This is a genomic window from Helicobacter valdiviensis (assembly GCF_003245365.1).
GTDB classification, from domain to species: domain Bacteria; phylum Campylobacterota; class Campylobacteria; order Campylobacterales; family Helicobacteraceae; genus Helicobacter_D; species Helicobacter_D valdiviensis.
Genome location: NZ_NBIU01000010.1, coordinates 1 through 24,928 on the forward strand (window position 1 = coordinate 1; position 24,928 = coordinate 24,928).

21 protein-coding genes are annotated in these 24,928 nt (G+C 31.3%); 9 read left to right on the forward strand and 12 right to left on the reverse strand.

Features of this window, described 5'->3' with window-relative positions; genetic code table 11:
• Nucleotides 1–95: 95 nt before the first annotated feature.
• From B6S12_RS04710 to B6S12_RS04765, 12 genes are all read right to left on the reverse strand, one after another.
• On the reverse strand, nucleotides 96–293 hold the full coding sequence (locus tag B6S12_RS04710; protein ID WP_111229656.1) for a hypothetical protein: 198 nt from the start codon (nucleotides 291–293) through the stop codon (nucleotides 96–98).
• Nucleotides 294–950: 657 nt separating this feature from the next.
• Nucleotides 951–1,583, reverse strand: a complete 633-nt coding sequence (locus B6S12_RS04715; RefSeq protein ID WP_111229657.1) for a trimeric intracellular cation channel family protein — start codon at nucleotides 1,581–1,583, stop codon at nucleotides 951–953.
• Nucleotides 1,584–2,786 (reverse strand): HD domain-containing protein, encoded by a 1,203-nt coding sequence (locus tag B6S12_RS04720; RefSeq protein ID WP_111229658.1) that lies wholly within the window; start codon nucleotides 2,784–2,786, stop codon nucleotides 1,584–1,586.
• 550 nt (nucleotides 2,787–3,336) lie between these two features.
• The gene (locus B6S12_RS04725; protein ID WP_111229659.1) at nucleotides 3,337–3,657 is read right to left on the reverse strand and encodes a hypothetical protein; all 321 of its coding nucleotides are present in this window, start codon (nucleotides 3,655–3,657) and stop codon (nucleotides 3,337–3,339) included.
• Between the two features lie 2 nt (nucleotides 3,658–3,659).
• Nucleotides 3,660–4,991, reverse strand: a complete 1,332-nt coding sequence (locus B6S12_RS04730; protein WP_111229660.1) for an NFACT family protein — start codon at nucleotides 4,989–4,991, stop codon at nucleotides 3,660–3,662.
• Nucleotide 4,992: 1 nt separating this feature from the next.
• Nucleotides 4,993–6,531 (reverse strand): AAA family ATPase, encoded by a 1,539-nt coding sequence (locus tag B6S12_RS04735; RefSeq protein WP_111229661.1) that lies wholly within the window; start codon nucleotides 6,529–6,531, stop codon nucleotides 4,993–4,995.
• A complete protein-coding gene (locus tag B6S12_RS04740) occupies nucleotides 6,531–7,394 on the reverse strand; it encodes an NAD(+)/NADH kinase (protein ID WP_111229662.1) in 864 nt (287 codons plus the stop codon). The genes B6S12_RS04735 and B6S12_RS04740 overlap by 1 nt, the downstream gene beginning before the upstream one ends.
• A gap of 3 nt (nucleotides 7,395–7,397) precedes the next feature.
• Complete coding sequence (locus B6S12_RS04745; RefSeq protein ID WP_111229663.1) at nucleotides 7,398–8,108, reverse strand: hypothetical protein; 711 nt, start codon at nucleotides 8,106–8,108, stop codon at nucleotides 7,398–7,400.
• 19 nt (nucleotides 8,109–8,127) lie between these two features.
• Nucleotides 8,128–8,937 carry a J domain-containing protein gene (locus B6S12_RS04750; RefSeq protein WP_111229664.1) on the reverse strand — a complete coding sequence of 270 codons (810 nt, stop codon included), beginning with the start codon at nucleotides 8,935–8,937 and terminating at the stop codon, nucleotides 8,128–8,130.
• Between the two features lie 40 nt (nucleotides 8,938–8,977).
• Complete coding sequence (locus B6S12_RS04755) at nucleotides 8,978–10,732, reverse strand: dynamin family protein (protein ID WP_111229665.1); 1,755 nt, start codon at nucleotides 10,730–10,732, stop codon at nucleotides 8,978–8,980.
• Nucleotides 10,729–12,903, reverse strand: a complete 2,175-nt coding sequence (locus B6S12_RS04760; protein WP_111229666.1) for a dynamin family protein — start codon at nucleotides 12,901–12,903, stop codon at nucleotides 10,729–10,731. The genes B6S12_RS04755 and B6S12_RS04760 overlap by 4 nt, the downstream gene beginning before the upstream one ends.
• Nucleotides 12,904–12,905: 2 nt before the next feature.
• Nucleotides 12,906–14,048 carry an MFS transporter gene (locus tag B6S12_RS04765; RefSeq protein ID WP_111229667.1) on the reverse strand — a complete coding sequence of 381 codons (1,143 nt, stop codon included), beginning with the start codon at nucleotides 14,046–14,048 and terminating at the stop codon, nucleotides 12,906–12,908.
• A gap of 247 nt (nucleotides 14,049–14,295) precedes the next feature.
• On the opposite strand from B6S12_RS04765, the gene selA reads away from it, so the two are divergent.
• From selA to B6S12_RS04810, 9 genes are all read left to right on the forward strand, one after another.
• Entirely contained in the window at nucleotides 14,296–15,636 is a 1,341-nt protein-coding gene (gene selA / locus B6S12_RS04770) for an L-seryl-tRNA(Sec) selenium transferase (protein WP_111229668.1), read from the forward strand.
• 2 nt (nucleotides 15,637–15,638) lie between these two features.
• Nucleotides 15,639–17,468: a selenocysteine-specific translation elongation factor gene (gene selB, locus B6S12_RS04775; protein WP_111229669.1), complete on the forward strand. Its 1,830-nt coding sequence runs from the start codon at nucleotides 15,639–15,641 to the stop codon at nucleotides 17,466–17,468.
• Nucleotides 17,462–18,466 (forward strand): nitrogen fixation protein NifS, encoded by a 1,005-nt coding sequence (locus B6S12_RS04780; protein WP_111229670.1) that lies wholly within the window; start codon nucleotides 17,462–17,464, stop codon nucleotides 18,464–18,466. The genes selB and B6S12_RS04780 overlap by 7 nt, the downstream gene beginning before the upstream one ends.
• A gap of 9 nt (nucleotides 18,467–18,475) precedes the next feature.
• Nucleotides 18,476–19,693, forward strand: coding sequence for a molybdopterin molybdotransferase MoeA (locus B6S12_RS04785; protein ID WP_111229671.1), 1,218 nt, complete (start codon nucleotides 18,476–18,478; stop codon nucleotides 19,691–19,693).
• Between the two features lie 49 nt (nucleotides 19,694–19,742).
• Nucleotides 19,743–20,159, forward strand: coding sequence for a universal stress protein (locus B6S12_RS04790; RefSeq protein WP_111229672.1), 417 nt, complete (start codon nucleotides 19,743–19,745; stop codon nucleotides 20,157–20,159).
• Between the two features lie 241 nt (nucleotides 20,160–20,400).
• On the forward strand, nucleotides 20,401–21,774 hold the full coding sequence (locus B6S12_RS04795; RefSeq protein WP_111229673.1) for a YdgA family protein: 1,374 nt from the start codon (nucleotides 20,401–20,403) through the stop codon (nucleotides 21,772–21,774).
• Between the two features lie 2 nt (nucleotides 21,775–21,776).
• On the forward strand, nucleotides 21,777–23,366 hold the full coding sequence (locus B6S12_RS04800; protein WP_111229674.1) for a hypothetical protein: 1,590 nt from the start codon (nucleotides 21,777–21,779) through the stop codon (nucleotides 23,364–23,366).
• The gene (locus B6S12_RS04805) at nucleotides 23,353–24,039 is read left to right on the forward strand and encodes an ABC transporter ATP-binding protein (RefSeq protein WP_111229675.1); all 687 of its coding nucleotides are present in this window, start codon (nucleotides 23,353–23,355) and stop codon (nucleotides 24,037–24,039) included. Before B6S12_RS04800 ends, B6S12_RS04805 begins: the two co-directional genes overlap by 14 nt.
• On the forward strand, nucleotides 24,036–24,863 hold the full coding sequence (locus tag B6S12_RS04810) for a hypothetical protein (RefSeq protein ID WP_111229676.1): 828 nt from the start codon (nucleotides 24,036–24,038) through the stop codon (nucleotides 24,861–24,863). The genes B6S12_RS04805 and B6S12_RS04810 overlap by 4 nt, the downstream gene beginning before the upstream one ends.
• Nucleotides 24,864–24,928 lie beyond the last annotated feature (65 nt).

Consider the following 24,928-nt stretch of genomic DNA (forward strand, 5'->3'; position numbering starts at 1 on the left):
TCCTAATATTGCCTTAGATTATCCTAGATACTTTTCAAAAATAATTCAATAAATATCTATAAATAACCTAAACTTCTAAATTATTCTTTTTAAGACTACGCTTTTATAAAAAATTTATAAATTCCATAAACAATCATTCCTAAAACAACAATATAATTCAATGGTTCTGGCACATATTTCAATATCGCAAATAATGCCATAAGTCCAAAAGTTATAATTATCAATGGAGTAAATACTGCTACCATTACCATAATAGGAAAAAGCAAAAATACTATTGCAAATAAAAGACTCATTAATATCCTTTTCATAGTTTTATATTTTATTAAGAATAAGTAATTTCCATATCTCTTGCTTATTAAAAAGCACATCTTTTCTAAATGGAAAATTTATTTAGAAATTTCGCAATTATTTTGTTTTTTTGATTGCCTCAAAAACAATCTTCTATGTTTTGGCAATACTTTTTGTACTATGCTTTTAATTCTGGATTTTTTTATAACTTCTTTACTGCCATATAAATTAGCCACAACCACTTTCTTCCCTTAACACCTTTTCTCTAGCCACTATGTGCCCTCATAAACTTTATAGGTTGCTTCACTTGCTATTTCACATAATATATCCTTTGGATTATCAATCCAATAAGCATTTTCTTCCTTTGTTTTATCACACCACTTCTTAAATCCATATCCACAAGCACCTAGTGCAATACCACCAAAATTAATGATAATTTATTCATTTTTTCTCCTTTGTTTTAAATTTCAAAGAATTATAAATTAGCACTTTGACAGGTTATGTCATCAAAAAGAATAGAAGATTGTATTTATAATGAAAGTTTTCATATTAAGCTATTTAATTATGTAAGTTAATTTTTACAATGCCGATTATAATTTTATTGTTCCATAAAGGGCAATGCCCTAAAAATCAGAAAAGAAGCAAAAAATTAATAGAAAATTTTAAGAGTTTTTAGGTGTGTATTTAAACTTTGGCAATCCCAAATGATACCTAATAGCAATAAGCCTAATCACAAATCCCACCAGCAAAGATCCCACGAGTATAAAATCTTCATTGAGATGAAAATAATTTTGGCTAATAAATTCTAAAATCACATACAAACTTCCAATAATCAAAGAAATGCTTGCATAAAGTTCTTTTTGAAAAACTAGAGGAATCCTCGCACAAAAAATATCCCTCAAAATCCCCCCAAATACTCCTGTAATCACAGCTCCCGCTACTGCCATAGCACCACTTGGGTGAAACTCCATTCCAATTCTTGCACCAATAATGCTAAAAACTGCCAAACCTAAAGCATCTAAAATCAAAAATGCTTTTTCAAACCTTTCTACTAAAAAAGGGATTCTAGTGGTTAAAAGTGCTGCTGCACATACGATTGCTAGATATTCTGGGTGCTTTACCCAAGTAAGCGGATAATGCCCAAACAAAATATCCCTAATAGAACCCCCACCAATAGCCGTAACACAAGCGATGAAAATCACTCCAAACCAATCCATATTATGTCGCCCTGCTGCAAGCGCACCTGTCATCCCCTCTGCTGTAATTCCTATAATATAAAGACTTGTAAGTAGCATCTATCCCCTAAACTCCCTATAAAGATACCCAAGATCCACACCATTAATTACTTTATTGTTATACATATATTCTAAATTCTTAGCTCCATCTTCTAATTCTTTACTTGAAATTCCATGCCTTATGGAAATCTTAGCTTCTAAGAATGCACTTAAATGATCACAATACTTTAAAAACTCTCCATAAATAGGAGAATAGCAATCCCCTCCAAATTCATGTAAAATCTCCTCGCCTTTTTTTAAATAGCACACCTGCCCTTTTTCATCTTTATAGCGATTAGAAAATTCCTCTTGAATATAGTAGTAAATATCTTCTTCAATTTCTTTTGGCACTTTAGAAAAAATCTTCTCTCTTACTGCTTCTTCTTCAATCTGCTTAATAAAAGTATCTAGCCCCTCTACACTACGCTTGATAGGAGATATAATATCACGCGTTAAAATCTCTGGCAAATCATGAAAAAGCCCACATAAAAAGTGGTTAATCTGCATTTGGCGTCCTGCTTTTAAATCATATCCTAGCAAAAACGCACAAAGTCCCACTACAAGCGTATGTCCCAAAACTGAAGTAGCTGGAACCCTAGGAGTTTGACTCCAACGCTTCTGAAATCTTAGCTGCCCAAACATATTCACAAGCTCTTTTAAATCATTATAAAGCTTAATCTGCCTAATTCCTGCTAGATGGTAGTGTTCTTCTACCTGCTTATCAATGATGTTTTTAATATTTTGCACATCATACATTTTAGGATTAAAATGATAAATAATATCAAACTCCCATTTTGAAGCATAATAATGCGCTGCTTTTAAAATCTCTTTTTCTAAATTATTAACGCCCCCATAAAGATAGATTCGCATATCTTCAAAAAAAGGAAAAACTTCTAATTCTTCTTTGAGTTCTTCACAAACAAAATCCACCAAAGCCTCATTATGATTTTTTACAAGTTGATGGAAAACTGGCGGTTTAATATCGGTTAAAATAATGCGTTCAAAAAACTCATAGCAAAACTGCAAAATAAGGCGTTCAAAATCCACTTCCTTTTTATGCTCTATCTTTTCAAAATGTGCAAGCAAATAAGCAATAAAAATCTTATGTGCTTGCTTATCAAGCTCCCAAAATTCCACCGGCGTAGCTTGATCGTTCCATCTTCTAATGCTTGCTGCCATAAAAATTTTTTGCAAAAGTGAGTGGCTAAGTCGTGGTTTTCTCATTAAATTCCCAAGTTTTAAGATTTTTTAAAAATAATCTTTATTTTAATCAATTAAAAAAGTTAATATAGGCTTATGCAAGCCATAATTATTCTTTCCATAAAATGCCAAAATTATCCTTAAAATTATTTTTTGAAATTATAATACACATTTTCTAAAAAAGAAATATTTAATCAAAAGCTTAAAATCTTTCATTATTTTCTTAAATTATCAAATTAATTTACACAATAAAGAAAACTTACAAAATATTTTTATAAATTTAAAAGGTTTAATAGCTATTTTATTTTCTAAAAGATATAATCACAGTTCGCTAAGTTTAGGCTTTAGCGGTAGGTTTAATAGACCCTGCTAATTACTATAGTAGAGATATTATAGTGGCTTGATGGTTAGTTTCCTCCCACATCCCACATGGTTTTGATTTCCCCAAATAAAACCATATCTAACCATTAAGCACTATTAGACCTATAAAGCTTAATGATAAATTGTTTTTTCCTAATAAATAAATTAAAACTCTTAATAATAAATTTAATGCGATATTGTAGTGTTCTAAAAGTTAAATAGAGATATTTAAATGCTTGATTGTTCCATCTTCTCTTGTTTGTATCTCATCTTTTTCTTGTTCTTCTTTACTTTCTTCTTTGCTTTTGCCCTCTTGTTGTTCTTGCTCCCCTTTAGAACCTTTAGCATCTTCATCGGTTTTTAGAGTTTCTTCTGCTGGACGCACCTCTCTAATCTCATCTTGCTGTTCTTGCATACTCTCTAAATTCACCATTGCAGCAAAATCAAGCTTTACTTGCGTATTAGCATGTTGGGTAGATCCAACTTGTGCATTTTGGTTAATGTAAGTAACATTCCCAACAGGTGTCATTGCCATTTTTATTCCTTTAAAACTCTCAAAGTCTCGTATTTTGCATACACAACTTTTGCCCCTTGGGTGATTTTTACAAATTTTCTCTTTGTATAATCCACCTCATAAACCCCACTTCCACTTTTTACAAAATCCACTAAAATCTTAGCAGCCTTTTGCAATATTATAGCAGGAATTTTGCCTTTTCCACTATGGATAATCAAATGCGAACTTGGAACATCTCTAATATGCCCCCAAATGTCTTCTGCTCTAGCCTCTTTTAAAAGCATAATATTCTCTTTTTGATTTTTACCAATGGACACTTTAAACCCCTCTATAAAAAAGCTTTCATAAGATTTTATTTCTTCTTTTTTATTATTTTCTTTATCTTTTTGTAGATTAGATGCAAGTATCTGTAAATCTCCTAAATTCTTCACATTTTGCACCATTTTTGAAAGCTGTGTAAAAAAGTAAATCTTATCTTGCAAATTTTCTTTTTGTATATAAATATTTTGTGCTTTTTTACTAAGTTTTTTAGAATTTTCAAAAAAAATCTGTGCTGCACTAGAAAGATTATTTGCTTTTTTAGGCAATTGTATTGCCATACCTTCTATCTCTATACTCTCTCCTTTAAAATTTTCAAATTTATAGAGATGTTCTAAAATCTTCTTTCCATATTCTAGCTGTGTTTTTGCACTTTTTTCTAGCTCTTCTTTGTCTTCTAAATTTTGCAAAATCTCCTCTAAAATTTGCTTTTTTTTGGAGATTCTTTGGAGAACTTGTGTGATTTTTTGCTCTAAATTTTGGTTTTGGAGCTGAATAAAATTCCTCTCTAAGATTTTTAATATCTCTTCTTTGTCTTCTTCTATCTTAGGTGCGTTTTTTGGCTGTGGGAGCTTTAATAAAACTCTTCCAATTTTAACTTCTCTAAAAGACTGATAGACTGCAATATGCCTTAGCGCATCTAAAACCACTTCTTTTGGATTTAGCAAAATTAAATTGGTATTTTTACCTGTAAATTCTGCTTGTAAAATTACTTCTATCTTTTTATAAGCATTGCTAGTTTGCAAATTTAGCTTTAAAATCCGATTTTCACCATCTATACTTGCTTGCATAAGATTTGCATTAAAACAATATTTTTGCAAACTATTATCAAAAGGAGCATTGTATTGCTTGGGCGAACTCAAAAGCTCATTTGTCGTAAAAATAGTGCTTTTGCCTCTGCTTAAATCCAAATAAAAAATAAATTTATCAAGCTCTAATTTAAAAAGATTATCCCCCACCCTCCTAATGCTTCTAAGTTTTAAAGGAAGGTTTTGGTTTAAAAACTCTGCAAACTTTTTTAAATGTGCTAAATTCATACTAAATCTTCAAGCACTTTGTGGCAAACTCTAAGGCTTCTTTAGTGATTTCCTTGCCACTAATCATCCGTGCAATTTCCTCTATTCTGCCCTTTTTGTCAAGCTCTATAATCTTAGAACTTTCTTTTTGCTTTTGCACCAAATAATGTCTATCTGCTAAACTTGGCATATGAGGTTGGTGTGAGATTGCAAATACTTGATAATTTTCTGAAAGCTTTTTTAAAATTTCTGCCACTCCACTAGATTCCTCACCGCTTAAATTTGCATCTACTTCATCTAGAAGAATAATAGCTTCATTTTTAGCCTCTTTTCCTTTAGTGAGGAGCAAAGCTAGACGCAAACGATTAAACTCTCCTGAACTTAAATTTTTAATAGAAGCATTATTTTGGAAGCTAAGATTACACAAATCTTTCCCATTTTGCATAAAATCAATCTCTTTTAATTCCACTAAAGCATTTGGCATTTTCAAAAGTCCTAGCGTTTGATTGAGGCTCTTAGAAAATTTTTCTAAATATTTATGACGCACAAGGCTTAGCTCTTTAGCTTCTCTTTCTAATTCTTTTTTATTTTCATCAAAACAACTTTGTGCCTCTTTTAAAAGATTATCAAGATTTTCATATTCTTGCAATTCTTTTTTCTTTTTATCAAGATATTCTAAGGCCTCTTCTACCCCTCCATATCTATGCTTCAATGCACTCAATGCTTCAATTCTATTTAATATCTCTTCAATATTACTCTCTTCTAATTCTTCTAAATAATTTCCCTCTTGCTCACAAAGAATTTCAAGTTCATTAAAAGCATTTAAAATACTTTCATTTTCTTTGTTAATAAGTGTCAAGAAGCTAGAAATTTTATGGCTTTGGGAGAGGATTTGCATTACTTCGTTTAAACTTTGGGCAATTTTTTCTTTCTTAGAAATTTGCTTTTTAAGCTCCAAAAGCTCTTCATACTCCCCCTTTTTAGGAGACAATTCTTCTAGTTTTTTAATCTCAAAAGTTACAAATTCTTTTAATTCATTTACTTTCAAGTTCTTCTCTTGTAGCTCTTTTAGCTCTGTTTGACTCTTTTGATAATTCAAAAAACTCTCTTCATATTTTTTTAGCTGTTTTAAAAATCCTACTTCAATACCCACAATAAAGCTATCTAAAACTTTCAAAATATCTTCACTGCTTAAATCTCCCTTGGCCCCAAGATGCTTCAAAAAAGGTGCAAAAAGTTCTTGTATGCGTTTTTTAGGAACATTTTGTCCTCCTAGAAAATAACGCACTTTATCTTTTTTGCTAAGCGTTAAAATGAGCTCTCCTTCTTCTATCAAACCCACAAAATCTTCGCTAATCCCTTTAATGCTTAAAGTTGCTTCTATAAGCTCTGCATTGGCTTCTTTTAATCCAAAAAGTGCCAAAATACTCTGCATAAGCACCGATTTTCCTGCTCCACTTGCACCACTTATTACATTAAAATGCTTACTTGGCTCAAAGCTTTCTTCTTTAAAACTTAGAGAGTTTTTAATTAAGATTCTATGAATGATAAGCTCTTGCATTACTCATAATCTCCCCAATGAAATTTTTCTTTTAAAATTTTAAAATAATTCCACTCAAAATTGTGTATCAACTTTACACCATCTTTTAAAGCACGGATTTCTAGCTTTTCTTTAAAACGCAAAGTCTTATTTTCCTGCCCATCAATAATAATATTGCAATTCCCTTCCTCTCCTAGTGCTGCTTGCACATTAAATTCTCCTGGAAGTATCAAAGGACGCTGTGTTAAAGAATGCGCACAAATAGGCGTCAAGAGCAAATTATAAGAAAAGGGATACACCACTGCTCCCCCTGCACTGATATTATATGCTGTAGAACCCGTAGGAGTAGCCACAATCAAACCATCTCCATAGTAAGAATTAAAATACTCTCCATCTACATAAGCTTTAATATGTATCATAGATGAGTTTGACAAACGGCTAATCAAAATATCATTGAGTGCAAAAAAACTTTTGGTGCATTCTCCATTTTCTCCTACAATTTTCCCCTCTAGCATCATATGATTAGCAATATGGTATTCCCCTCTTTTTAAATATGGCAAAAAAGTTTCCACTTCATGCTTTTGCAAATCGGTTAAAAAACCAAGATTCCCCATATTAATTCCCAAAATAGGCTTACCAAAAGAAAAAGAACGCCTAGCAGTAGATATAAGCGTGCCATCTCCTCCTATGGATACTAAAATATCACACTCTTTAGACATTTCTTTAAAATTCACCCCATGCATTCCTATCATGCCTGCACTTAAAGAATCTAAAAGCACTTCAAAGCCAAACTTTTTAGCTAAACTTTGAAATTCTAAAAAATACCCCTTAAGCTCTGGAGTAGATGGGCGAAGACACACCCCCAAAATTTTATTTTCTTTCATTTTCTAATTAACAAAATAAGCCTTAATGCTATAACCGCGTTTATTCTCTACTTGAATACTAGGCCCCTCAAATGCAGTGGCATTAGGAAGTTTTTTATTAATTTCTCTTATAGCTTCTCTTGCTCTAAAACTTGCCAAACCTTCTTGCTTTAACTCTGGAGAACTTCCTGCATAAGGCCTAGTATCTACAATACCTTGCACCTCAAATGCTACCACACGATTATCACTTTCTAATTCATTGCCCACTTTTGTAGCAATAGAGAGCAAACAACCCTTAGGAATATCCCATCTACCGATTTCCATAGAATAGCATTCTGCAATGATTTGTTTTTTAGGCTTAATAGAATAGCGTAAATTATTTGCAATAGTGTTTTGATCTTTTTTCATTTGCTCTACAGAATCTCCTAAGCCTTTAACCGAAGCAGAAAGTTTTAAAAGATCTTGCTCTTTTTGCCTTAAAGCCTCTTGCAATCTCTTAATTTCTTCATCTTTGGCATCCATACTAAGTGTAGGCGTAGTAGCTACATTTGCACTCTGTTGCATTCCAAAAGTATTTTGTATATTTACCAATATATTTTTTCCATAAGGTTGATTTAAAACATAATAAACCAATCCAAATATAGCCAAAATAATTACCACCAAAATAAGCAATATTAAACCAAAATTCTTTTTAGGCTCTTTTTCAAAAGATACTTCAATTTCTTCTTGTGCCATTTTCTCTCCTTTTTAAAATTTAAGCTACTCTCTTAAAGTTAGTCTTAATATTTTCATAAGCCTCTTTAATAATTCTAAACTTCTCTGCATAGCCTTCTATAATCTTCTTATCCTGCCCATAAACATTATCAGGATGATAAATTTTAGCAAGCTCAATATAGCGACTTTTTACTTGTTCAAAATCATCATTATATCCACAGCCTAAAATTTTATAGCTTTTTTTAAGAGCTTTCTCCTCTTTGGTTAGATAATTTTCAAAACATTCAAAACTATTATAAGTCTTAAAAGTTTCATAATCAAAATCCAACACAACATTATGCACTATTTTTTGTGAAAGTGCCTCTATAAGCTTCTCCCAAAAAATAGGCTTACTAGAATCCAAAAACACTTCTTGTTTGGTATAAGAGAGAACAAAATCTCTAAATTTGGAAGTAAGATAACGCCTAGCAAGACGATTTGGGCGATCAAGCTTTAGACAAACCTGTGCATTTTCAAAAGAAGTATGCACCATTTGCAACGAGATTTCCACAAACTCTAAAATTGCTTGATTTTCTACCATTTTGATACGGATAGGAAGGTGGCTATTATCAACAATTGTATTAAAATTCTCACTTTTGCCTTTATCTTCCTCTTGCATTGCCACATGATAAGCCCAATTTAAAAAATAATCTTTTTTATAACGCTCCCCATCATCTAAAATTAAAACAGAGCTTGAAAGTCTATAAGCTTTTGAAAAATGCTTGTATGCAAAATTAATAGCACGCGTTAAAAATTGTGATTCCTTTTCAATGCTTATCTGAATATAAGGCTCTAAGAGCTCCACTTTCATTATAGGTTCCTTCCTTAACTTTATGACAACTTTAAATTACTTAAGCAATTAGAGTTCCACTCTTGTTTTTAGCTCTTTTAAATATCTTTCTTATTGTATCTATTTCTTCTTTAGATTCTTGTATATTAGCACAAATTTTATCACTTATCAAACTCACATTTTGCCCAAAATTTTCAAAATACTTTGAATGTGCTTTTTTCAAAAGATTCATAGGACCAAAAAGCATAGGGGAAATATGCTCATAGCCCAATCCTTCATTTAAATAATCCCTAATATTCTCTAAAGTGGGTGTAAAAGTTGGAAATTCCAAAGGATTTTCTTGATGTTTTTTAATGGCTTCTTTTATTTTTAAATCTAGCTTTTCTATGCTACCCAATACTGCTTGTTTATAAGTTAGACTTAATAAAAACGCAATTGCGTTCAACTCTCTTTTAAAATAACACAACCCTTCGCTTTCTTGTTGTTGCATTTTACAAATTTCTTCTTGAGACACAAAATCTCCAAGCATTGCATAAAACTTTAATACTCTATCTTCTAAGATAGTAAAACTCTCTGCAAATTGTCTCATTTTTGCACTAAGACTTTTTATTCTTTTTAAATAAAGACTATTTTCTCCAAAAAAGTCAATGTTTAAAGTTTCTTTTTGTAAAATTAAAACTTCTTTTTCATACTTTTGCTTTAAAAATCCTCCCCATTTATCTTGAGAGATTTCTATTTTTTGCTTGTTTAATTTAGAAAAAATCTTTTGTGAGATTTCCTCTAAAAGAGAATCTAACTCCCCATAAAAAGCATTAAACTCTTTTTGCTGGTGCAAATAAAATGCTTTGAGCTCACTTGTATTTTGCCCTAAAAAATCCAAAATTTGTTTTTTTATTCTTAGGGTTTCTTTATTTTTTGTATGAATACTACATTCCATAGTCAAAAGTTTAAGGCGTAATTTTTTTAAAATACTAAATTCTTTAGCTACTTTTGCTTGTGGTTTAATTACTTCTTCTAAAAAGCTATGCACCTTTTTAAAATTAGATTCTTCTAAAAGTTTTTTATCCCCTTCTTTGACTCCTTTTAGTGCATTTTTAGCAGAGATAGGCAAAATTTCAGCAAAGATTCCATTAAATGCCTTTTTAGCATATTCTACACTTAAAAGCACCTCTTCTTCTTCTAAACGGTCTTTTTGGTTTAAAACACATAAGCTTTTATGGGAATAATTTTGCATATATTTTTCAAGCAATTCTTTTTCGCTTTTCTTTCCTGCATTATCAATTAAAGTGAGCCAAATAATCCCATCTACTTTTTGTAAAATATTTGTTGTAACCTCTGTATCCTCTTGATTTTGAGAGTTAAATCCAGGAGTATCCATAAAGGTAATTTCTTTTAAAAGTGGATTTTTCAAATAAAGACAAAAATGGCTTATTTCTTTTGCAGCTTCTCTGTTTAACTTTTGCAAATACTCTACATCTTTTAACACTTTAGTTTTATTTTTATAATGAATCTCTAAAATCCTTTCCTCTCCATAGAGGATTTTACAAACTTTAGAAGTAATAGGGGTAATACCTGTAGGCAAAAGTTCCTCATCTAAAATTACATTTAAAAAACTACTTTTCCCACTTGAAAACTGCCCTACAATAGCAATTTCCATAGGCTTATCTATTTCTTTAATCAAATTTTCAAAAAATTCATTCAAAGCACTACAAAGAGGTAAAGAGTTTTCACACTCTATTAAAAACTGCTCCAACTTGCTTTTGCTTTTATTTTCTTCTAAAATTGTATTATATTCTTGAATGTATCTAAAAATCATACACAGCCCCCCAACATCTTCAATTCTTCCAAAATATCAATGCTTTTTTGGATACTTTCTAATTTACCTAAAAGCTCTTCTTGTTTTTTATACTTTTCTTGTTTGCTTTGCTCTTTATCCAATAATGCTTGATTTAGGATTTTTTCTTCTTGGATTGCTTGATTTTCTAACTCTTTAAACAGCTCTTCTTTTGCTTCTGTAAAATCATCTATAAGCATCTTTTTAATCTCTTCACTTTTTGCAAACACATTTTCTTTAAACTTTTCCATGCCTTTATTGAAGCATTGAGCAATGGAGTTTTGCAAATCTTTTGCACCCATTTGCCTTAAAACCCCTTGGCTAATTTCTCCATATACACCATAAATAACCTCTACATCCGCAAAACGATAAGCTCTTGGTTTTAATTTTAATTTTTCCAAAGGAGTGCTAATTTGCAAAATTTTCTGCTCTAGCTTTTGGTAAAATTCCCTTAAAATATCTATTAAGAAATCTTTCAAACCTTGTAAAATTTTTTCTTTTAAAAAATCTTCATTGAGTGCTTTTCCTTTGTGGTAAATAATCTCATCGCACACTCTTTTAACCAAAACTTCTTGTGCTTCTAAGAGTTTTAATTCTAGGAATTTTTCCTGTGTTGAAAGATAGTTTTCTAACTCTTCTTTGGCTTGATTGATTTTTATTTTATAGTCTTCCAGCTCTTCTTGCAATTTCATCTTTTTGTTTTGTAAATTTTGAATAAATTCTAAAATTTTTTCCTCGCTACTAAAGAGCATTTTTTCTTGCAATTCCAAACCCCCCTCCATTTGTTTTGCAATTTTTAAAATAGCATTGGCACAAAGATAAATAACATCTTTAGATTTTAGAGAATTTTCCCCTAAAAGAATAGTTTGCAAATATTGCTCTATTTCTTGCATATTTGCTTCTTTTAACCCTAACTCCTTTGCTTTATTGGGGTTTGTCGCATAAAGCAAAGCAGGATAGCTTGCAACCCCTACAAATACAATGCGTTCTAGCAACTCTTCTTTGCTTTTTGCAATTTTACTTTTTAGAGTGCTTTTTGTATATTCTAAAACTTCTTGAAACTCCTCTTCTTTTACCAAATCAATATGTGTTAAAACCACCAAAATTCTAGCAAGATTTCCATACTCTAATGCTTCTAGCAAAAAATCCACATCTACTTGCGTAGCACTTTGAGAAACATTCATCACATGGATTAACAAATCACAATGCTCTAAATATTGCTTAGTAATTTGCTCTCTTTGAAGCACAGGATCATCAAGCCCTGGAGTATCCACAATCTCCACATTGTTTTTTAAAAACTCTAGAGGCAAAAAAATCTCATTAAATTTCACTAAAGAAGAAAGTTTGGAATTATGATTAGCAGAAGTATAACTTTTTAAATCGCTTAATAAAATCTCTAAACTTTTGCCTTCTTTTGTGATTTTATCCTCACTTTCTTTCTCAAGCTTGTTTAAAATCTCTACATCTAAAAATGCTCGCATAATCTCCCATTCTTGCATATTCCAAAAATGCACCTTAGCACTCTCTTTGCCATATTTTAAAATTGTTAAACTTGCAGTTTCTGGTATGCTTGAACTCCCCAAAACTTCTCTTTGGAGCAATGCGTTTAAAAATGTGCTTTTCCCTGCACTTAAAACCCCGCTTACTCCAATGGAAAATTTTTGCTCTCTAGCATTTTTTAAAACCTTTTGTAATTTAAGCTCTAATTCTTTATTGTCATCTTGCTTTAAAGCTACTAAACTTCTTGCTTCTTTGTCTAAAACTTCTAAAGAGTTGCTAAAAAAATTAGCAAAAAAATCTTCGCTAAAATTTTTTACTTCCCTTTGACCAATTTTAACTTTTGTGCTTAAAATCTCTTCTATTTGCTTCTTTAAAGTCAAAAACTCCTCTTCTTTTAAAATTCTTGCTTGCTGTAATTTAAAGAGCTTATCTATAGCTTCATTTAAAGTTTTTTTACCCTCTTGCTTTCCTTTTTCTAGTTCTTCTTTAAAGTTTTCCAAAATTTGCTTACTTTTTTGCAAAATCACATCAAAACTTAACTCAATATTAAGCTCTTTGCAAATTTCTTTTAAAATTTTTGTTTTTCCACTTATGGAAAAATTTGAAGATTGCACGCTTAGCAGTAATGCTAAAATATCACTATTTATCTGCATATTTATCCCAACTTTACTAATAAATTTCTAAAATACCAAAATAAAAAAGCACTCACTAAAAGCACCCCACTCATAAACACACAAAGCACCTCCCAGCCTAAAACATAAAGAGAACTTGGCACCGTTGCACCCATTGTCCCTCCTGTATAATAAAAAGCAAGATATAAGCCATTTGTAATACCCTTTTTCTCCTGTGATAAAGAATTTGTAAGCGTAGATAAAAGAGAATGGCAAATAAACATACCCACACAAATTACAAAAACAGAAAAGAACATCCACCAAAAAGAAGGGGCAAGCATTAAAAGTGGTGCTAGTGCAAACACCAAAAACCCAAATACAATTGCTTGAACCTCCCCGCCAAAAAACTTAGAAACCCTAGGAGAAAGCAAAGCAGCAGCAATACCTATCATATATCCAAGATATAAAAAGCCAATTTGTGCTGTTGTGGTATTTTGCTCTATTTTCTCAATTTCAAAGGGCAAAAAATTCAAAACCCCATGGAAACAAAACAACACGATAAAAGCACCAAAAAACAACAAACGATAATGTGGCAATGCAAAAAGTTCCAAAATATCTTTGGGCTTAATTTTATTAGCTTGCATTTTCACATCACTTTTTGGCATTTTATAAGCCCCAAATGCTACCAAAAGTGTGCTAAGCCCAAGCAAAAAGAAAGTAACTTGCCAAGAGGTTAAAGTAATTAAAAATCCCCCTATAACTCTTGAAAATACACCCCCAAACACCGTAGAAGCCACATAAATATTCACATACTTTTTGCCTCCACCCTCTCTTGTAAGTGCTGTTAGTGTAGAAGTCAGTGCTGCTGGTATCACTAAAGCCTCTAAAAAACGGACAAATAAAAAACTCTCAAAATTTTGCGTAAAAGCAATTAAACATTGCAAAACCCCAACAATCCCCAATGATACAAATAAAATCTTTCTTGCTTCAAACTTTTCTAGCCAATACCCATAAAAGATGGGTGCAATCGCTAAAAAAAACAATACTACTGAAGTAAATAAGGTAACCTCTGCCACTGAAATTCCAAACTCTTTTACAAAAAGTGGTTGTGCAGGCTGTGTTATATAAAGACTAGAGATTGTTAGCATAGAACTTAGCATTACAATCCATAGAGTATAGCGCTTCATTTCTCACCTAGTTTTTTTCTTTACATTGTAGAATTTTTAAGGTAAATAATCTTTTAAAAGTAAAAAAATTATTGCATTTTACAAATTTGAAAACCTATAAATCTCTTTAAAAACTCTAACCCTATTTGAAAATCTCACCAAACTAATTACATCTAAAAACTCCCAAACAATAATATTCCAATGATTTTAATAGTTTCAAAGGCTTTGTTTGCTATTGTTTTGCATTTATAATTATAGAAGGCAAAATATGCAAGAAATCTTACGATTAATCCCAAAAGTGGATAAACTTTTGACACATAAGGATTTAAATCATTTCAATACTTCTCTTTTAAAAAAAACAATCCATGAATTTTTAGAAAGCTATAAACAAGAACTGCTTGCTACACAAAAGGCAAAAAGCCTAGAAGAATGTGTAAAATGTATCCAAAAAATTATACAAAACAAATTGCAAAAATCATTAAAGCCCCTTGTAAATGCCACAGGAATTGTCGTGCATACCAATTTAGGACGCAGTATCCTCTCCCCTAAAATTTTAGAAGAGGTTCAGCCCCTCCTAACCTCTTACAACAATTTAGAATACAACCAACTAGAAGGCTCAAGAGGCGAACGCTACACACATCTAAGAGAGCTTTTAAAAAACTTGCTAGATGCAGAAGATGTGCTTATTGTCAATAATAATGCTGCAGCAGTGTTTTTAATTCTCAATACTTTTGCAAAAAATAAAGAGGTGATTATCTCGCGTGGAGAGCTTATAGAAATTGGTGGAAGCTTTAGAATCCCAAAAGTTATGGAAGATTCAGGAGCAATTTTAAAAGAAGTAGGCACAACCAACAAAACACATTTAAAAGATTATACAGAAGCCATCACTGAAAATTCAGCTATGCTTTTTAAAGCACATAAATCCAATTATGAAATTGTGGGCTTTAGCCAAGAAGTTGCCTATAAGGATTTAATCACTCTAGCAAAAGAAAAAAACTTAATAGATTATTATGATTTAGGAAGTGGGTTTTTTAAAGCCTGTAAAGAATTATCCACCTATGAACCCCCTTTAGAAGAAATCGCAGCACTCAAGCCTTCTTTAGTTAGCTTTAGCGGAGATAAGCTTCTAGGTGGCGTGCAAGCAGGAATTATCTTTGGAAAGAAAAAATACATAGACATTCTAAAGAAAAACCAACTTTTAAGAATGCTACGGGTAGATAAAGTAACTCTTAGTTTGCTTGAAGCGATTTTTAGTGCTTATTTGGAAGAAAAATACGAAAAAATCCCCACACTCCACATGCTAACTCTAAGCCAAGAGGAACTCAAGCAAAAATGTGAAAATCTTTTAAATTTTATCCCTAGTGATTTTAATCCACAAATCATAGCTACGCAAACTTATAGCGGCGGAGGTGCATTACCCAACAAGCCTTTTGCTTCCTATGGAGTAGCACTTCACTATAAAAAAGCAAGTCTTCTTGAAGCACATTTAAGAAGCTGTGGGATTATCGCAAGAATTGAAAAAGAAAGGGTGATTTTAGAAGCTAGAACACTCCTTTGTGGCGATGAGCTTAAAATCCAAAATGCACTTTTAAAAGAAATAAAGGGCTAAAAATGCAAGATCATCTAATCATAGGCACAATGGGACATATTGATCATGGCAAAACCAGTCTTATAGCCGCTCTTAATGGATTTTTTGGCGATGAGCTTAAAGAAGAAAAAGAAAGAGGTATCACGCTTGATTTAAGTTTTTCAAATCTTACTCTAGGAGATAGAAATATTGCTTTTATTGATGTTCCAGGACATGAAAAACTGATTAAAAATATGATAGCAGGAGCATTTGGGATTGATTATGCAATGCTCGTAATTGCTGCAAATGAAGGCATTATGCCACAAACTTTGGAGCACTTTAAAATTGCTAAAATTTTAGGTATTCAAAAATTTTTAGTCGTGCTTACAAAAGTAGATTTAATAGATCAAAAAACCCTAAATTCCTTAGAAAAAGAAGTTGAAAAACTTTTTTTAGATTTTAAAAATGCAACTTTTAGCATACTTTATTTTTCTATTTACGATAAACAAAGCGTGCAAATTCTAAAAGAAACCCTCTATAATCTCAAAAAAGTAGAAAAAAAAGAACTAGAATATTTTAGATACTATATTGATAGGGCTTTTAGCATTAAGGGTGCAGGTTGCGTAGTTAGCGGAACTTTGCTAGATGGAAGTTTAAACCTAGAAGATAAGATATGGTGCTGTAATTTAAATAGAGCTTTAGGGATAAAATCAATCCAAAACCACAATCAAAATGTTACAAGTGCAAAGGCAGGACAAAGAATTGCACTCAATTTAAGCGGAGTAAATGCAAACGAACTAAAAAGGGGCGATTTACTTAGCAAAAAAGGTTATTTAAGGAGCTTTGATATTATAGAAGCTAAATTAGAACTTTTTGCGCCTTTAGAGCATAATTCTAGCGTGCAACTCTATATTGGTGCATTGCGTTGTGAATGCAGAGTGCTTTTTTTAGATAAAGAAAAGAATTTTGCCACACTAAAACTTGATAAACCTATTTTTAGCGTATTTTCACAAAAATTTATTTTACGCGATGATAAGCAAACTCTAGGGGGTGGGAGCATTCTAGCACCCATTGCTGATCCTTTGAAAAAATCCCAAAAACTAGATTTTTTAAACGCACTAAACCAAAATGATTTAGAGGGTGCTTTTAAGATTTTACTACAAGCACATAAAAAAGGTTTTGGGATTATTAGCTCAATGCAACGCTTTGGCATTTCACAAAACCAAGCACTTAAAATTGCAGAGAAATTAGAAGATATTTTTATTGATCCTAAAGAACTTATTCTCTATCCAAGCGTTACTAAAAAAATTGTAGAAAATATTGTTTTAAAAATCTTAGAAAAAAACAAAAACGCCTTGCTTTCTGCTTCTCTCCTTTCTCAAAAACAATCTTGGATTTCTAAAAGTTTTGCACAAAGCATTTTAGATATTTTAGAAAAAAAAGGGATTCTAAGAAAAGCAGATTCCTTTTATGTAGGCAAAGATTTCTTAGCTAAGAATGTCAAAGATTATTTGTATGAGCAAATCTTTGAAAAAATCAAAAATCAAGGCTATGAGCCTATTGCTCCTTATAATTTATATGATATGCTAGATATTGATAGACAAAGTGGCGATGAAGTATATAAAAGACTTACCAAAGAGAAAAAAATCCTGCGTTTAAGCCATAAACTATTTATTGAAACCCATACGCTTTCTAAACTTTTAGAAAAAATGCGACAAATCATCAAAGATGAGGGCTATTTGGATTTAAACAATTTTAAAAATCATTTCAATCTTAGCCGAAAATACCTCATCACTTATTTGGATTATTTAGACAGTTTTGAAGATATTTGCAACACTAATGGCAAACGCACTTTTAAAGGAAAAATATGCTAGACTTTTTACAAAATCCACCCCTTAATAGAGAGCTTATGCAGCATTTAGGCGGTGAGTTTGTGCAACCAAAACTTCTAAATCCTAATATTAAAGAACAAATAAAAACCCAAAACTTAGAACTTTGCAAAGAACTTGGAATGAAAATAGCAAAGCCTTTTAGTTTTAGCGTGGAATCTTTTTATTTTCTTTTAAAAAAACTTACTAAAAAATACAAAGTTGCCCTAGCTCTCTCCTCTCATCGCTTTTTATATGAGGCTTATTTGCTTTTAGAAGAAAAAGATCAAATTATCCCTTTAATCCCCTCTTATGAAAATGGAGAAATCTCCATTCAAGAAGCATTAAGTCTAGGTGCAGAATGTTTTGTTTTACCAAGCTTAAATGAGGATATTTTAACTTCAAACCTGCATTTGCAAGAATTTCTAAAAGATAAAGTTTGTATTTGGGATATTAGCTATGCACTTGCCCTCTCCTTGCCTCTACCCAAAAATGCAGAAGCTTATTTAATAAATGGCGAAAGTTTAGGGCTTTTACATCCTTTTGGGATTATGGCACACTCCTGCAGTGATTTTGGGGATTTTAGTGAAATTTATCAGGAGATTTTTGGAATTTATCAAGTCTTTTTAAAAGGTATTCAAGAATGCAAACCTCCTAAAAAAGATTATGCACTAGAATTTTTTAATCTTTTAAAAGAAGATTTGCAAGATTGCCTCACTCTTCTTTATAAAACCCCCAAAAACACACTTGCCATAAGATTAAAAAACAATAAAGCAAGAAATCTCATTCAAGCCTTAATGCTAGAGGATATTTCTTGCATCAATGGGCAAGAATGTCTTTTGGGTTTTATGCAACCCTCTTTTGTGCTAAGACTTATGGGATATAGCACAAATGAAGCAAGAGAGTTTTTAAGTCTTAGTTTTTGCAAGGATTTTAACAATATTACAAGCATGGCTAAAAAAATTGCTTTCAAATACAAGCAACTTCAAGCTATGCAATTATAAGGAGAAATTATGGAAAGTTTAAGTTTGCAAGAAGCCTTAGAGGTTTTAGAAAATAATGCTAGTTTCAAACCTAATGTAGAAATTTTACCCCTCCTAGAAGCACAAAACCGCTTTTTAGCCTCTACACAAATTTGCCAAAAATCTTTACCCTCTTTTAATAGTGCTGCAATGGACGGCTTTGCCTTTAACCATACCAATAAAGGAGAGCTAAAAATAAAAGAAACCCTTTTTGCAGGAGATAAAAAAGAAATTATTTTGCAAAATGGAGAGTGTGTTAAGATTATGACAGGTGCAAAAATTCCAAAAGGAGCTGATAGCCTCACACCTTTTGAAGAAATTGAAGGAGGATTTTCTAATAAAGATTCAATTTTTGTAAAAGAAGAGGGGAAAATTTGGAACAACATTAGACAAGAAGGTGAGGAAATCACAAAAGGAGAAACCTTATTAAAAGAGGGGGAAGAGCTAGATGAAAATGCTCTTATGCTACTTGCCACTCAAGGAATTAGCTATGTAGATGTGTATGAAAAGCTAAAAATAGGTGTATTTGCAAGTGGTGATGAGCTAAAAGAGCCTTGGGAAACTTCAAGCCCTCATCAAATCCATAATTCTAATGCTACAATGATTATCTCTACCCTTAAAAGCTTTCATTTTAGCGCCCATTATGGTGGGATCTTAAAAGACAATAAAGAAACAATTGCAAAAGTCCTACAAAGCCCTTATGATATAATCATTACTAGCGGGGGAGCAAGCAAGGGAGAGGCAGATTTTATGCGTGAGATTTTACAAAATAATGCCACGCTCTTAATTCCAAGCCTTAAAATCCGTCCTGGAAAACCCATAATGGTAGCCAAAATGCAAAATAAATTCATCATTGCACTTCCTGGAAATCCACTTGCAGGAGCTGTGCTTTTAAGATTCTTGATTTTGCCATTTTTACGCAAACTTAGTGGTGCTAGGGCACATTTTTTACAAAGCATTCCTATAAAGATTTGCGAAGAATTTAGCCTAAAAAACAGAATGGATGCTATGCTAGGAATAGCTAATCATGAGGGCTTTAAACTAACACAAAAAGGCAAATATGGCTCCTCTTGCACCTTGCCACTCCACCTTAGTAATGCTCTTGGAATTTTTAGTGAAAATTTTACCCTTGGAAAAGCAGGCGAAGAAATCCAAGCACTCCCCTTTAAGCTCATTTGGGGCGATAAAAAATGCAACTTTATAAACTAAATTTAAGTTTATTTTTATAAAATAAATTTTTGCTTAAAAAGGAGTAGAAATGAAAAAGATTCTTTTTGCCATTGATGATACCAAAGCTTGCCAAAAGGCTGCTGAATTTATTGTAAATTTTTTTGGAGATAGAGAGGATTGCTCTATCACTCTAATCCATGTAAAAACCCCTATTATGCTCTATGGAGAAGCCGCACTTGCTGCTTATGAAGAAATAGAGAAAAAAGAAGCAGAGGTTAGCGATAAATTATTAGAGGATTTTAGTAAAATCTTTTTAGATAAAGGTGTAAATATTGAGCAAAAGCTCTTAGAGGGCGAGGCTGTAACAGAAGTGCTAAATTATGCAAAAGATTTTGATTTGCTAGCCATAGGGCAAAGCGAGGATAGCTTTTGGAATAAAGTATTTTCAAGCAACCAAAATAGCTTTTCTGAAAAATCGCCCATTCCGATTTTGATTGTAAAATAATGCTTTTAGATAGCTTTAAAAATTGCTAGGTAGCTTGATTGTCGCATTGCTTTTGGGTTCTTTTTTGCATTAGATTTTTAAAACCAACCCAAAAAGCCTCAAATGACTTTATAGCTTTTACTCTTAATATCCCTAATAACAAGGAGGCAAGAAAACATTAACTTTAAAACTTGAAGTTTTAGAAGCTTTTATCAAAAAACCATTTGATAAATTTATAAATTTAACTTAAAAAAGGAAAGAAATGAAAAAACTTATTGCAATAATTGTGATTTTAGTAGCGGGCTTTTTTGGCTCTAGTTTTTATATTGAGGGGCTAAACTCTAAAGCACATGAGGAGTTTAAAAAAATTGCTTCAGATCCTAAAATGTGGCAAGAATTATTAATAAAGCAAGCAGAAAATAATAGGGCTTTACGCGAACAAATGGCAGGCTTATTATATTATAGCTCTGAACTTTTTTTAGAGTTTGAAGACTATCAAAAGGGTTTTTTAAGCTCTAATGCTAAATTTTCGTTAATGTCAAAAAGTCAATTCCATGATAAACCAACAAAACTTTTAGAAGGAAATATTACTTATTATAATCTTCCCTTATCTAAACGCTTTAAAGCAGTCCTTAAAAAGGAAGGGATAGAAAAAGAAAATCAAAAATTAGCTAACGCAATTAAAGATGAAAATCTATTAGTGTTTGAAGGCTTTAAAACTTTCTTTGATTGGGAAGTTAGAATGACGAGTGCTGATATTTTACTTGAAGAAAAACGCGAGGGTAGCTATAGCACAAGAGAACAACACATAGAAGTTAAACCTACTAGCCTAACTTTATTGCTAGATGGAAAAAATCCTATGCTATTAAAAAGTGCAAATGCAGATATTCCCTACATCAACATCACAGAAAACAAAAAGTGGGAGAACGGGGAAAACTCAAATAATAAATTTCTTATAGAAAAACTTCAAATCACACAAAACAATGCAGAGCCTACACCAATTTTTGATAATAATTTTATAGAGGGCGATGCTAAAATGTTTTTAAAAAAATTGGAATTTAACAATAATGATGAATACTACCAAACAAATAGTTATTTCAAATTTCAAGATATAAAATCTAGTGCAAAAACTCTTATAAAAGACAATAAAATGTCAATAGATACTAAGAGCAGTGCAGAACTTCTAAACTTCAAAGATACAGAAAAAGAAGTGGATATAGAACTAAAAGCTCCTAATTTAGTTTTCAACATTAAAGATCTTGATGTAGAAGCTTTAAATAAGGTTTTAAATTATCAAGATTTTGGCGCATTAGAAACAATGCTTAACCAAACCATTAATGCAAATCTAGAATTTTCTACCAAAATTAACAAAAAAGATTTAGATATCAAAGCTTCTATGCAAGCACAAAAAGAAAATCTAAAAGTAAATGCCACAATTTTGAGTGAGGGAAAATTTAGTGAGTTGGCAGTTCTTCCTAGCTACATAAAAAGTGATTTGGAATCCCTAGATTCTATGGCTAAAGTAGATGGCAAAGAATATAAACTTGAAGTTATTCTTGATTACAATCCCAAAAATGATCTTTTCCCAGATGTTAAGATTAATGGTAAATCTTTAAGCGAATATCAAGGATATTAGAAATGAAAAAGCTCATTGCTCTTATTACAATAATTGCTATGGGCTTTTTTGGCTCTAGTTTTTATATTGAGGGGCTAAATTTTAAAGCACATAAGGAGCTTGAAAAACTAACTTCTATTCCGCATACATTGCATGAATTTAAAGATATTTATAATAATGATTTTTTGTTGCAGGAATTTTTAAAAAGAAATCAACATTTTGCAAATTACTATGATAGGTATTATTATTTAAATTTTGAAGACTACCAAAAAGGTTTTCTAAGCTCTAGTGCTAAATTCTCACTAATGACAAAAAATCACACAAACAATGAAGAAGTTTCTCAAGAGATAGCACTTTTAAAAGGAGAAATTACTTATTATAATCTTCCCTTATCCAAACGCTTTAAAGCAGTCTTTAAAAAAGAGGGCTTAGAGAAAGTAGATAAAGAATTAGCCAATGCCATTAAAAATGCAAATCTTTTAGAGATTGAAGGCTTTAAAACTTTCTTTGATTGGGAAGTTAGAATAAAAAGTGCAGAGATTTCATATCAAGACAAAGTAAATCTTCACTCTATTAACTTTATTTTGTTATCTGACTCCAAAAATCCCCTAATGGTAAAAAACTCTAAAATGGATTTGCCCTATTTTAAATTACAAATGGATACGAAAGAAACGCTTACTATTAATAATTTTTCTATAATGCAAGATTTTCAAACACCCACACATCTTTTTAGTTCTAATCCTACAAATAATACTTTTAGAGCTTTTTATAAAGAAATGGAATTTAATTTCTATGATTACTTTAGTCATAAACCCATTAAAATTCAATGGCACAATCTCCATTCTAATAAAGAAACCCTTATAACCGACAATAAACTATCTATCCGTTCTAAAGATAGTATAGAATATATGAGTCTTCAAAACTCATCAAAAATAGAGTTAAAAAATATCCTTTCTAACACCTCTATTAAAAATCTTGATATAGAAGCTTGGAGAAATTTATCCAACCCTATCCATTTAGAAAATTTCTTGCCTGAAGGATTAGAGGCGGATTTGGATATGAGTGCTACATTCAATCAAACAAAAATCAACTTCTTTGCAAATGTGATTTCAAAAGATTCTAAACTCTCTTTAAAAACCAACACCTATATAGAGTTTTTAGATTTAAAAGATCTACTAAAAACTCATCTAAAAGATATTCATTTAAGCTTTGGAATACAAGATGTTCCTACAGAATCGCTTTTTTTACTTGCAAAAACACAAAATGAAGAAATATTCATGCAAATGTTAAAAAGCAATATAGGTGCAAATTTGGATTTTAATGCCATTATCAACCAAAAAGATTTTAGCCTAACCACCAACTTAAAAACCGCAGAAGATGGCATTAAGCTAAATTCTAAAATTACAAGCGAAGATGATTTTAGTGCTTTAAACATTCCAGCTTTTAAAAATATGCTAGATAATCTTAATGCAATGGCTCTAAAAAATAATGGCAAAAGCGAAGTGAATGTAGATTTTAGTATAAAAAATAATGGATCTACCTTTTTAGAACCAACCATTACAATCAATGGAAAAAACTTAAAAGAAATAGGAGGCATTAATGGTAGATATTAAAAACCTAACCAAAGCTTATGGAGACAGCATTGCACTAGATAATGTTAATCTACATTTACAAAAAGGTAAAATCATAGGGCTTTTAGGACCCAACGGAAGTGGTAAAACCACTCTTATGAAAGTGATTTTAGGACTTTTAAAACAACTAAAAAGTGGAGAAGTGCTTATTAATGGAGAAAAAATTAGCGATTCTTCACGCAATTTCATTGCTTATTTACCCGACAAAAATCACATTCCACCTGAGTGGAGCTTGCAAAGAGCTTGCGAGTTTTATGCAGATTTTTTTAGCGATTTTGATATACAAAAAGCACATAGGCTTTTTAAAGATTTTAATCTTCCTTTACAAGCTAGATTAAAATCTCTCTCTAAAGGAAACCAAGAAAAAGTTTCTTTAATTTTAACACTTAGCAGAAATGCTTTGCTTTATATTTTAGATGAGCCTATTGCTGGGGTGGATCCGCTTGCTAGAGAAGAAATTTTTAAACTTATCTTGCAAAACCATAGAAGCGATAGCACAACTTTAATTTCTACACATCTACTTTTAGATGTGGAACACATTTTAGATGAAGTGATTTTTATAAGCTATGGAAATGCTTTTTTACATAAACCTCTAAGTGAAATTACAAGTCCTACTAAAAATCTAAACGAAGCTTTTAAGGAGTATTTTGGATGATTAAGCTATTAAAATATGAACTCAAAAATATGTATTTACCCTATGTGATTGTGAGTGTGCTATATCTAGCTTGTATGCTTATTATTTCTATCTATGGAGAATTAAAAGGATATGAGAACATATTTTCTGATAATCTAGGAGCAACAACAAGCTTTTTTATAATGACGCCTTTTTTTCTTGCTATTTTTGGAGCTATACTAGCATTTTTGGGCTTATTTATTGTGATTGTTGTGAGTGTTATTAATTCTTTTTCTAAATATTTTTTTGGTTCTTATGGAAGTTTGCTTTTATCTTTGCCTATAAAACTAGATTATATTTTGCTCTCTAAAATTCTAAGTAATGTTATCTGCATAGCTTGTGCAACTTTATTTTATATTTTTTGCTTGATACAAGTATTCTCCTCTTTTAGCGATAATTCATTAGCAGAATTTTATTCTGAGCTTTTTAAAACTGTAAATGAATTAAGTGTAGGCAATGTTTTGTTATTTTGTTTTTATTGGTTTGCAAATATTGGGAATTTTTTAATGATGATACTCCTTACACTTACACTTCTTAATATTTGGCACATTAATTCTTTTGTTTTTCCTATTGGGCTTTTGATTTATTTTTGTCTTAGTTTTGCTATAGGCTTTCTTACTTCAATTATTGATGTAACTCTTCTCTCTTCTACAAATGCAAATATCTTAGAAAATACAAATTCATATTATGATGGAGACGCCTTAAATGTCTATCTATTCTATCAAGGTTTTAAGGCTTTTATTTTATGTATTTTAATTTATCTACTTTCTAGATTTTTAATCCTAAGAAAAATGGAGCTTTCATAGCAAACAATAAATAGTGCTTTAGGCACTATTGCTCCATATCTCTATCCAAAATTTTACTTCACATT